Origin of the sequence: Gordonia otitidis (assembly GCF_020735545.1) — a bacterium.
GTDB lineage: Bacteria > Actinomycetota > Actinomycetes > Mycobacteriales > Mycobacteriaceae > Gordonia > Gordonia otitidis.
This window is the reverse complement of record NZ_CP085974.1, coordinates 5,028,887-5,040,330: the sequence shown is the minus strand read 5'-3', so window position 1 is coordinate 5,040,330 and position 11,444 is coordinate 5,028,887. Positions and strand designations below refer to the sequence as shown.

The following is an 11,444-nucleotide window of genomic DNA, read 5'->3' as shown; positions in this document are numbered from 1 at the left end:
GTGACGAGTCGTTCCGGTGTTGGTCGGGGAGTCGGTCGTTGTTGTGGTCGTGGGGTCGAGGTCGCCCGACCCGCGATGGGTGAGGGCGGTGTCACTGGATCGGGGCAGCTCCTGACAGTTCGACGACGGCGACTGAGTCGGTGTCGATGAGCGCGGGGTGCGGCGGCTGCGTTCCTGCCAGGGATGCGGCCGCGGCACCGTAGGCGACCGCCGAGCGCAGACGGTCGGGTTCGGTGGCACCGCTCGACTCCGCGATGAGGTAGCCGGCGAGGGAGGCGTCACCCGCACCGACGGTGCTGCGCGGCACGATGGGTGGCGGTGTGGCCAACCAACTGCCCGTCTGACTCGTGAGCACAGCACCGGCTGCCCCCAGCGTGGCGAGCACCGAACCCTGTGTCCTGGCGATCAATTCGCGAGACGCTGCGACCACCGGGCAGAAATCACGCGCTGCGATCGCTCTGGCGAGTTCGGCTGCATCTGCGCCGATGACCTCGGCGAGCTCTTCGTCGTTCGGCTTGATCAGGTCGACGGGCCCCGACGTCGCGGCGCCCAGCGGTGCTCCGGAGGTGTCGATGGCGACCCGGCACCCGTTCGCGACGAGGCGATCGGCGATGGTGCGATACCAGTCGTCGGGAACCCCCGGCGGAAGCGAGCCGCACAGCGCGATCCACGACGCATCGGCCGCGCAGGCGAGGACGAGTGCTGTGAGTTCGTTGAGTTCTGCGGGCCCGAGCGCGTTGCCGGGCGCATTGATCTTCGTCGTCGTCCCGTCGGCCTCGGCCACTGTGACGTTGTTGCGCACGTCGCCGTCGATGTCGATCGTGCGGTAGGGCAGAGCGACGGCATCGAGAGCGCTGAGCAGTGGATCGCCCGCATGGGCGGGCAGTACCGCCACGGTCGCGATGCCCGAGCCCGCCACCACACGGGAGACATTGACCCCTTTGCCGCCCGGCTCCGCCCGTGCGCTCACGCTGCGCTGGACCTCACCCCGTAGCAACGGGCCGGAGATCTCCAGCGTTCGATCGAGACTGGGATTGGCTGTGACCGTGAGGATCATGCGATCACGACCTCGATGCCGCGTGCCGAGAGCGCTGCGGAGAACTCCGGATCGATGCCGTCGTCGGTGATCAGCACGTCGACGTCGTCGAGTGACGCGAAGGAGCTGAAGTCGTCCCGGTTCATCTTCGACGAGTCGGCGAGCACGACGACGCGTTGTGCTGCGGCGATGATGGCCGACTTGACCGCGGCCTCCTCGACATCGGGGGTCGACAGTCCGTGGGCCTCGCTGATCCCGTTCGTGCCGACGAAGGCCACCGATGCCCGCATCCGGCTCAGTGCGGCGACGGTGTCGGCGCCGACCGCGGCCTGGGTGAGCCCGCGAACCCGACCGCCGACCATGAGCAGCGTGGCCCGCTCGTGCGCTGTGAGCGCCTGTCCGAGCTGCAGGCTGGTGGAGATCACCGTCAGTCTGCGGTCTGCGGGTAGGAGTTTCGCAGCCTGGTACGTGGTGGTGCCCGCGTCGAAGATCACCGATCCTCCGTCGGAGGGCAGGAATCTTATGGCAGCGCGCGCTATCGACGCCTTCTCCTCGGTATGGGCGGACTCGCGTTGGTCGAGCCCCAGCTCATCGAGAACCTCGACCGCTCCTGCCTTGACCGCACCCCCGTGGACGCGCTGCAGGCTGCCGGCGCGTTCGAGGACGGCCAGATCGCGACGCACCGTCTCGCTGGTCACCTCGAACCTGTCGGCCAACGCGGTCACGGAGGCGCGGCCGTGCGTGCGCACCTGATCCGCTATTGCCCGCTGTCGCTCTTCGGCGTACACCTGTCGTCTCCGATCTGTGGTGTGGCTCTCACGTCGGAAGCCCGGCTGTGAGTTTCTGTTGTTTTGAATGTTGATATATCTGGTTTTACGCCCGACTGTGTTGACAAGTCAAGCGTTCGGAGTAACTTTGATCACAGAACATGTCGGCAGTGAGCACCACTCACCCGGCAGATGGACCCGGAAGGCGGTAGTCACACATGGAGAATCACTTGGTATCGGACGATCGGGTCTCAATGAATGGACAGGGAGAACTGACGGGAACCCCCGTCGTCGCGGGATACGCCTACGGCCCCGCGCTGTGGCCAGGTGGCCGCGTCGAACACGACGATCGGCTACTCGGGGCCGACCGAAGTCTCGCCGACGACGACCTCGGCGCCGAGGCCGACAGGCTGGCGGCCGCCGCCGCAACGGTGGCGGGCCGACTGCGCAACCGCGCGTCGCACGCGTCGGGCGCCGCGGCAGAGGTGCTGAATGCGACCGCTGGTCTGGCCGAGGACAGGGGGTGGATAGGCGCGGCCAACAAGCTCGTCGCCGCCGGTACACCGGCGCCCGCGGCAGTCGTCGCCGCGACGCAGACCTTCGCCGAGATGTTCGCCAAACTCGGTGGGCTGATGGCCGAACGCATCACCGACCTCAACGATGTGCGAGATCGCGTCGTCGCTGAACTCCTCGGCGAGCCCGAGCCGGGAATCCCGACCCCCACGCAACCATCGGTCCTGCTCGCCGACGATCTCGCTCCCGCCGACACCGCGGGCCTCGACCCGACGGTCATCGTCGGCCTCGTCACACGGCTGGGCGGGCCGACGAGCCATACGGCGATCATCGCGAGGCAACTGGGTATCCCGTGCGTGGTCGCCGTGGCCGGACTCGGTGAGATCACCTCCGGTACAGAGGTGTTGATCGACGGCGCAGCGGGCTCGGTTGTCGTCGAACCCGATCCCGCCTCGGCTCGGGAACTCGTCGAGCGTGGCGCTGCAGAGGCTGCGCTGGTCGCCGCGTGGAGTGGACCCGGGCGGACCGCCGACGGCGTCGACGTGGCGATCCTTGCGAATGTCGCCGACGGCGCGTCGGCGCGAAGCGCTGCAGATGCGCCGGTCGAGGGGATCGGGTTGTTCCGCACCGAGTTGGCGTTTCTCGACCGGGGCGACGAGCCGAGCGTCGACGAGCAGACGCGACTCTATCGCGACGTGCTCGATGCGTTCGATGGCCAGAAGGTCGTCATCAGGACGCTGGATGCGGGTTCGGACAAACCGTTGGCGTTCATCGAGCACCCCGACGAGGCGAATCCAGCGCTCGGGGTGCGGGGCAACCGGATCGCCGCGGATCACCCCGAGATCGTGCGCGGACAGCTCGATGCGATTGCACGCGCCGCGACCGAAACGGGGTCGCGGCCCTGGGTGATGGCGCCCATGATCGCCACCGCCGCGGAGGCTGCACAGTTCGCGGGCATGGTGCGCGAACGTGGTCTGACTGCCGGCGTGATGATCGAGATCCCCGCAGCGGCGATCCTCGCTCGGGCGATCCTGGCCGAGGTCGACTTCGTGTCGATCGGAACCAACGACCTGACGCAGTACACGATGGCCGCCGACCGCATGTCCGCGGAACTGGCCGAACTGACCGATCCGTGGCAACCCGCCGTGCTCGCGTTGATCGCGCAGGTCGCTGATGCCGGGGCAGAGCTGAACAAGCCTGTGGGAGTCTGCGGTGAGGCAGCGGCCGATCCGGCGTTGGCGTGTGTGCTCGTCGGACTCGGTGTCACCTCGTTGTCGGCTGCTCCGGCCGCAACGCCCGCGGTGGGAGCAAAGCTGTCGACGGTGACACTCGACCAGTGTCGGGCAGCGGCCGCTGCAGTACTCCAGACCACGAGCCCGGCTCTCGCCCGCCGCGCGGCCGCCGAGCACCTCGACGACTGAGGAGCGGCACGCGATGATCGACGGGCGTCAGACCCGTCGCATCACCGTCACGACCTTGCCGAGGATGGCGGCGTCGTCGCCGGGGATCGGATCGAAGAGCGGATTGTGCGGCATCAGCCACACGTGTCCGTCCTTGCGCTTGAAGGTCTTCACTGTCGCCTCGCCGTCGATCATCGCCGCGACGATGTCGCCGTTGTCGGCGACGTTCTGCTGACGAACCACCACCCAGTCCCCGTCGCAGATGGCGGCATCGATCATCGATTCGCCGACCACCCGGAGCAGGAACAGTGAGCCCTCGCCGACGAGTTCGCGCGGCAGCGGGAACACATCTTCGACCGCTTCCTCCGCGAGGATCGGCCCGCCGGCCGCGATCCGTCCGAGAACCGGAACGAAGGTGGGCGTGGGGAGATCTCCGTTGACCGCGTCCGAGTGCATCGCGTCAGGAGCCTCGGAGACGTTCACCGCACGGGGGCGGTTGGCATCACGCTTGAGGAGACCCTTGCGTTCGAGCGTGCGCAGCTGGTGGGCGACCGAGGAGGTCGACGTGAGGCCGACGGCATCGCCGATCTCACGAATGCTGGGCGGATAGCCGCGTTCGCGCACCGACTTGCGGATCACGTCGAGAACGCCGCGTTGCCGATCCGTCAGTGATGCCTCGGCGGCAGCCGGATCGATCTGCGGTTCGGCATCACCCCCACTCTTCTTGGCGGCGACGCCGCGACCGCTGCCTTTCGGCGCCGACGGGCCGCGCCGTGACTTCTCTGTCATCGAATCCGTCCTTTCCGGATGTGTGCTGTGGTCGGGGTACCGCTGCTCGGGAATCGGCTCGGTCGTGTCGAGACCGGTCCGCGGTGCATCATCTGGCGCCGAGACTATCCGAGGCCTCCGACAACATCAAACATTTGTTCGACGTGTCGCACGACTTTGTCAGACCCCCGTGATAGAACTCGAACATCCGTTCATCGAACGCATGATCGAGCACTGGAGGTAGCGATGACCACCCTGTTGAGCCCCCTGGACGCCCGCCCGGAGTCCTCTCTGCAGACCCCCCTGACAACCCCGCCGGCCCCGACCACGGCCAGGGCCACGTCCGCGTTCGCGCCGACGCCCGTGCGGACGTCCGCGCGTCGTGCCGCGCCTCGACGAGTGTCGACGGGCCATGGTGTGACCACCGACCGTGCGGCGCGGGGGACGGGCCGAAACTCCCACGCGGGCGTTGCGCCTCGGAATCGTCCTGCGCAGGCAGCGGTGACCGCACGCCCGGTCGGCACTCGCTGTGCCGGCGGAGTCGGCGAGTTGACCGCCGCTCGTCGTCGGCGGGCGACGCTGTTGGCGGTGCTCGCAGGCGTCGGACTCGCACTGACCGTCTGGGTCGTCGGTGTCGTCGGTGCCGACTACCAGCGCGCCACCACGCCGACAGCGACGTCGACGCAGGTCGTGCACGTGCGTGCGGGCGATTCGCTGAGTTCGATCGCGCAGCGGGTCGCACCCGATGTACCTCGCCAGACTGTGATCGACGAGATCGTCGATCTCAATGATCTGCCGTCGAGTGGCCTGCGCGTGGGGCAACCCCTGCTCACGCCGACCTATCGCTGAGAACAGGGCGGTATTCTCGATGCCACAGGGTCCAGTCGGAAACCGACACGGTCACCGCCTCGGTCTCGAGCCCGTCGGTCGTCTGACGATCGACCGGGTCGAGACCTGCGGAGCCGATGCGTCCCGAGATTTGCACGAGGACTACATGCGCTGCCCGTTTTGCAAGAACGAAGACACCAAGGTCGTCGATTCGCGTGTCGCCGACGAGGGACAGGCGATCCGACGCCGCCGCGCCTGCAGTGAATGTGGTCGCCGGTTCTCCACTGTGGAGAGTGCGGTGCTCGCCGTGGTGAAACGAAACGGGGTCACGGAGCCGTTCAGCAGGGAAAAGGTGATGCGCGGAGTCCGCCGCGCCTGTCAGGGACGACACGTGAACGAAGACGACCTGGCGCAACTGGCCCAGCAGGTCGAAGATGCGGTACGGGCGTCCGGTTCCGCCGAGATACCCAGCAACGAGGTCGGTTTGGCCATCCTCCGACCCCTTCGCGACCTCGACGAGGTGGCGTATCTGCGTTTCGCGTCGGTCTACCGTTCCTTCGACTCGCTTGACGACTTCCAGCGCGAGATCGACGACCTGCAGGGCACTCTCACCGGGTCGCGAAACACCGCGGACGACGATGCCGCACCGGGTGGCCCCGACGCCGACCACGCTGGTGCCACTCCCGACGATTCGAACGCGGCGACCTCCCCGGCCGCGGTGTCAGCTGAGGCGGTCCAGAGCTCGTAGAGCTCGCTTCTCCGAAATCGGGTATGCGGTGCCCAGTTTCTGGGCGAAGAGACTCACCCGGAGTTCCTCGACGAGCCAGTGTGCTTCCTCGTTCACCACATCGCGCCTGGCCTCGGGAAGTTGGGCGAGGCGTTGGTTCCACCGTTCCGTGACACGGTCGATGGTGGCCAGTCCGTCCCGATCACGCGCCGCGGCAGCGGGAAGTTGCTCCAGTCGCTGGCGTGCACCCCTCAGATACCGCGGCACGTGTTGAAGGTGTTCACGGCCTGTGGCGAGGACGAATCCATCGAAGACGAGGTCGGCCAACTGTTCGGCGACGTCATCTGCCGCGACCCGGCCTGAGTGCCGGTCGATCTCAGCGCGCAGCGGTGCTATTTCACGGAAGACTGCAACAGCGAGCGCGAAGTAGTCGGGTGCTGCCGCGGCGACTCGGGAACGCAGCGTGGCGACGAGGTCGTCGAAGGCCGCCGGTGTACGTATCGATCCGAGGTCGGCTGCGGCAGGCGCGATGTCGCGGATAGCCCGTCGGGTGCAGTCCGAATACAGCGCGTCGGGTTTCTCGTATGGGCTCTGACTGAGCGCCAGTCTGTCCGACGGATCGAGTCCTGCGCTGATCTTGCGCGACAGCGGCGCGATGGCGTGATCGAGGAGTTCGATGACCGCGGCGCCCAGCTGTGCGCGCCGCTGGGCGTCGGTGGTGGCGAGTGTTCGTGCGACGCCCCGGGTGCCCTCCGGCCCGGCGACGACCTCGAGTGAGGGGTACCGCGTGATCTGCTGCCCCGCAACGGTGGTGACGACAGAGTCGTCGAGCGTTCCGATCCCGTCCGCTGTCCACGACGAATAGGTGCGACGCGGCGCGGGCTGTGGGGAGTCGCCGTCGACACGGGTACGCAGTTCGGCGAGTGACTTACCGGTGGCTACCGACTCCTCCTTCTCGTCGATCACGACGAAATTCATCCGTAGGTATGCCGGAAGGCGTTCCGGTGCGAAGTCCTCCGGCGCGATCGGATGTCCGGTGATCGTCGACAACTCCCGGGCGAGGCCGACGGTCAGTGGCTCTTTGCGCGGAGTGAGCCGCGACAGCGCGAGGTCGGCGAACCGCTGGGCGGGCGCCATCGTCTTTCGGATGGGCTTGGGCAGCGTTTTGATCAGCTCGGTCGCGAGTTCGCTGCGCATCCCCGGTACCAGCCAGTCGAAGCCCGCCGGGCGAACGTGGCGCAGTAGCGGACGCGGAATCAGTACCGACACACCGTCGTCCGGCGCGCCGGGCTCGAACCTGTACCGCAGGCGGTACCGGGTGTCGCCCTGTTGCCACGCTCCGGGATAGTCGGCGTCCGCGACGTGGACGTCTGCGGCCACGTCCTCTGGAGTCAGGTCGAGGAGTGTCGCATCGGATCTCCTCGCCTTCTTCCACCAGGTGTCGAAGTGACGCGCGGATGTGACCTCGGTGCCGATGCGCTGATCGTAGAACTCGAACAGCTGGTCCTCGGTGATCACCACATCGCGGCGACGGGCACGGTGTTCGACTTCGGCGGCGTCGCTGAGAAGCGCTCGATTGCGTTCGAAGAACGCGTGATTCGTCTTCCAATCGCCTTCGACCAGGGCGTGTCGGATGAACATGTCGCGCGCGGCGGCCGGATCGATGGGGCCGTAGTCGACACGGCGTCGGGCCACCAGCGGAACGCCGTAGAGCGTGACCCGTTCGTAGGCCATGCTCGCGCCGCGCTTCGACGACCAGTGCGGTTCGCTGTGCGTGCGCTTGACCAGGTCACCTGCGAGTCGTTCGGCCCACAGCGGGTCGATGCCCGCCACGGTGTGCGCGAACAGCCGTGAGGTCTCCAGTATCTCGGCCGCCATCAGAAACGCGGGTGGTCGTTTGGACAGCGTCGACCCGGGGAAAATCATCAGGGTGGTGTTGCGCGCGCCGGTGTACTCGCGCCCCTCGGCGTTACGCGCCGCGATGTTGCTCAGCAGACCGGCGAGTATCGCACGGTGGATCGAATCGGAATGCTGCGACGTCGCGCCGTCGTCGGACTCAACCGTCACCTCGACCGCCTGTGTCGACCACCCGAGGTCGTCGACGATGCGTCTCAGTTGCCGGTGCAGATCCTGCCACTCACGGATGCGCAGGTAGTGCAGGAATTCGCGCTCGCAGGTACGTCGGAACTGGTTGCCGGACAATTCCTGTCGCTTGTCCTGCAGATAGCGCCACAGACTCAGATACCCCAGGAAATCGGAACCGGGCACGACAAACCGCTTGTGTGCTGCGTCGGCGGCCTCGCGGTGATCCGCCGGACGCTCTCGGACATCGGGGATGGACAACGCGGCAGCGATCACGAGTACGTCGGCGAGACAACCGGATTCGTGCGCGGCGATGAGCATTCGCGCCACGCGCGGTTCGACAGGGATGCGTGACATCGTGCGTCCGACAGGTGTGAGGCGTGGGGTGGTGTCGGTCTTGTCGGTCGTCGTGATCGCACCGAGTTCGGTGAGAATGCCGATGCCGTCGCGGATGCCGCGCGCATCGGGCGGTTGCACGAACGGGAAGTCGGCGATGTTGCCGAGTTTCAGCGATGCCATCTGCAGGATGACCGAGGCGAGGTCGGTACGCAGTATCTCCGGGTCGGTGAACGCCTGCCGGGAATCGAAGTCGTCCTCGCTGTACAGGCGGATGCACGTGCCGGGTGCCACGCGGCCACATCTGCCGGCCCGCTGACGCGCGCTGGCCTGTGAGATCGGTTCGATCGGCAGCCGATGAACCTTGGTGCGTGCGGAGTATCGCGAGATGCGGGCGGTGCCGGTGTCGATGACGTAGCGGATGCCTGGGACGGTGAGCGAGGTCTCGGCGACGTTGGTGGACAACACGATCCGATTGCCCTGTGACGGCGTGAACACCTTCTGCTGTTCGGCGATCGACAAGCGCGCGTACAGCGGCACGATCTCGGCTCCGGCGGCGGCTCTCCGCCGCAGTGCGTCGGCGGCCTCCCTGATGTCGCGTTCGGTCGGCAGGAACACGAGGATGTCGCCGCCGCGTTGGGTTCGTCCCCACAGTTCGTCGATGGCGGCGTCGATGCCCTGGATCTGATCGAGATCCGCATGCTCGCCGCCCCCACGCTCGTCACCGGTGTCGGGGCCGTCGGAGGAGATCAGCGGACGATAGCGGACTTCGACGGGGTAGGCGCGACCCGACACCTCGAGCACCGGGACCTCGGCATCCGGTGTGGTGAAATGCCGTGCGAAACGGTCGGGTTCGATGGTCGCGGAGGTGATGATGAGCTTCAGATCGGGGCGCCGGGGCAGGAGGCGGTGCAGATAGCCCAGGATGAAGTCGATGTTGAGACTTCGCTCGTGTGCTTCGTCGACAATGAGCGTGTCGTAGGCACGAAGCATGGGATCGGTGGCGATCTCACGCAGGAGGATGCCGTCGGTCATCACCTTCACCAGCGTGTCGGCACCGGACCGGTCGGAGAAGCGCACCGAGTACCCGATGGCGTCGCCGAGTTCGGTGTTCGTTTCGTCGGCGATGCGTCGCGCCACCGAACTTGCGGCGATACGGCGGGGCTGGGTGTGGCCGATGGCGCCGCGAACGCCGCGACCGAGTTCGAGGCAGATCTTCGGGAGCTGGGTGGTTTTGCCCGATCCGGTCTCGCCGGCGATCACGACGACCTGGTGGGCAGCGATGGCGGCTGCGATCTCGTCGCGCGCCTCCGACACCGGCAGCTCGGGCGGGAACTCCAGTACCGGGACGGCGGCACGACGTCGCTCCACCCGACGCGCCGCCGCGTCGATGTCGCGGGAGACCGACAGGAGGCGGTCGTCGCTCGGAGATGCGCCGAGCTTGTCGATGCGACGTCGCAGACGATGTTGGTCGACGATTGTCAGGTCGGTGAGGCGTCGACGCAGAGAGCGCGGATCCGTCGAGGCGGAGTCCTCGGTTCTCGCGGGAGCCTCAGCTGGCCGATCGGGCCGTGGTTCAGGGGAGACGGACATGGTCATTCCAGGATATGGGTCACGAGCAGATCTGCTCCGCCCGGTGACCCGCGCGCTCTTGCCATTGGCGCGTACGCGCGGTGGCCGGGACCCTGGGTGCTCGAACAAAGCCCCCGGCGGGCATCATTGACCACATGTCAGGTTCACTGTGGCACGGATTCGCCGACATGGGGTCGGTCAGCGCAAACGGACCCTTCGTGGTCACGCGGGGCGAGGGCACCCGCATCTGGGATCGCGACGGCAACGAGTACCTCGACGCGACGGCCGGACTCTGGTTCACCAACATCGGCCACGGGCGCACCGAGGTCGCGCAGGCGGTGGCCGACCAGCTCGGAAAGCTCGCGCACTATTCAGGATTCGGTGACCTCACCGCTGACGTGACCGACGCGTTGGCCGACCGGCTCGCCACCATGGCACCGGTGCCCGGGAGCAAGATCTTCTTCACGTCGGGCGGCAGCGACTCCGTCGACACGGCGGCGAAACTCGCCCGACGCTACTGGGTCGAGGTGGGAAAGCCCGAGAAGACGATCATCGTCGGGCGGACCAAGGCGTATCACGGCATGCACGTCGCGGGCACCTCGCTCGCCGGCATCCCCGGCAACCACGACGGGTACGGCACCCTGATGCCCGACGCGCAGACCGTCGAGTGGGACAACGCGAAGAGTCTGCTGGGCCTCATCGAGCGCGTCGGAGCCGACAATGTGGCCGCCTTCTTCTGCGAGCCGATCATCGGCGCGGGAGGCATCTACCTTCCTCCCGAGGGCTACCTGGCCGAGGTTCGGCAGATCTGCCGCGACAACGACGTCCTGTTCGTCGCCGACGAGGTGGTCACCGGCTTCGGACGGATCGGCGGTGACAGCTGGTTCGCCTCCTCACGTTTCGATCTGCAGCCCGACATGATGACCACCGCCAAGGGGCTGACGTCGGGTTATGTCCCCATGGGTGCGGTGTTCATCGCACCGCGCATCGCAGAACCCTTCTACGCAGGCGGGGTGTGGTGGCGGCACGGATACACCTACGGCGGCCACGCCGGTGCCGCGGCGGCGGCCATGTCGAACCTCGACATCATCGAGCGCGAGGGACTTCTCGCCGAGGCGTCCCGCCTCGAGGGTGACCTTGCTGCGCAGCTTGCGCCGCTGGCCGATCTCGACGCGATCTCCGAGGTACGTACCGGGCTCGGCGCCGTCACCGCCGTCCAGCTCGCCGACGCCGCCCAGGCGCCCGCTGCGGTCGGCGCGCTGCGCAAGCACGGTGTCAGTACCCGCGCCGCAGGTCAGGGAGCTTTGCAGATCTCTCCCTCGTTCGTCATGCAGACCTCCGAGGTGGGCGAGTTGGCTGACCGCATCGGCGCCGCGTTGGGCTGAGAGCGCATCTCTCACCCCTGCGTCGTCGGC

At 67.2% G+C, this 11,444-nt stretch carries 7 protein-coding genes and 1 pseudogene; 4 read left to right on the top strand and 4 right to left on the bottom strand.

Annotated features, from left to right (window positions below):
- Positions 1-91: 91 nt before the first annotated feature.
- Together LK459_RS22795 and LK459_RS22790 are read right to left on the bottom strand one after the other, a co-directional pair.
- Positions 92-1,057: a 1-phosphofructokinase family hexose kinase gene (locus LK459_RS22795; RefSeq protein WP_227920955.1), complete on the bottom strand. Its 966-nt coding sequence runs from the start codon at positions 1,055-1,057 to the stop codon at positions 92-94.
- Positions 1,054-1,824 carry a DeoR/GlpR family DNA-binding transcription regulator gene (locus LK459_RS22790; RefSeq protein ID WP_227920954.1) on the bottom strand — a complete coding sequence of 257 codons (771 nt, stop codon included), beginning with the start codon at positions 1,822-1,824 and terminating at the stop codon, positions 1,054-1,056. The genes LK459_RS22795 and LK459_RS22790 overlap by 4 nt, the downstream gene beginning before the upstream one ends.
- Before the next feature lie 197 nt (positions 1,825-2,021).
- Between LK459_RS22790 and ptsP the strand changes: the two genes are divergently transcribed.
- On the top strand, positions 2,022-3,737 hold the full coding sequence (gene ptsP / locus LK459_RS22785; RefSeq protein WP_227920952.1) for a phosphoenolpyruvate--protein phosphotransferase: 1,716 nt from the start codon (positions 2,022-2,024) through the stop codon (positions 3,735-3,737).
- A gap of 27 nt (positions 3,738-3,764) precedes the next feature.
- On the opposite strand, the gene lexA is transcribed toward ptsP, so the two are convergent.
- Positions 3,765-4,412 (bottom strand): transcriptional repressor LexA, encoded by a 648-nt coding sequence (gene lexA, locus LK459_RS22780; protein ID WP_306302690.1) that lies wholly within the window; start codon positions 4,410-4,412, stop codon positions 3,765-3,767.
- Positions 4,413-4,730: 318 nt separating this feature from the next.
- Here lexA and LK459_RS22775 point away from each other — a divergent pair, with 318 nt between their 5' ends.
- A complete protein-coding gene (locus LK459_RS22775) occupies positions 4,731-5,333 on the top strand; it encodes a LysM peptidoglycan-binding domain-containing protein (RefSeq protein WP_227920950.1) in 603 nt (200 codons plus the stop codon).
- A gap of 145 nt (positions 5,334-5,478) precedes the next feature.
- Positions 5,479-5,913 (top strand): annotated as a pseudogene (gene nrdR / locus LK459_RS22770) (transcriptional regulator NrdR); the annotation flags it as partial.
- A gap of 120 nt (positions 5,914-6,033) precedes the next feature.
- Here the strand turns inward: nrdR and hrpA are convergent.
- On the bottom strand, positions 6,034-10,050 hold the full coding sequence (gene hrpA, locus LK459_RS22765; protein ID WP_227920949.1) for an ATP-dependent RNA helicase HrpA: 4,017 nt from the start codon (positions 10,048-10,050) through the stop codon (positions 6,034-6,036).
- A gap of 134 nt (positions 10,051-10,184) precedes the next feature.
- Between hrpA and LK459_RS22760 the strand changes: the two genes are divergently transcribed.
- Positions 10,185-11,414, top strand: a complete 1,230-nt coding sequence (locus LK459_RS22760) for an aminotransferase family protein (protein ID WP_007238183.1) — start codon at positions 10,185-10,187, stop codon at positions 11,412-11,414.
- Positions 11,415-11,444: the final 30 nt, after the last annotated feature.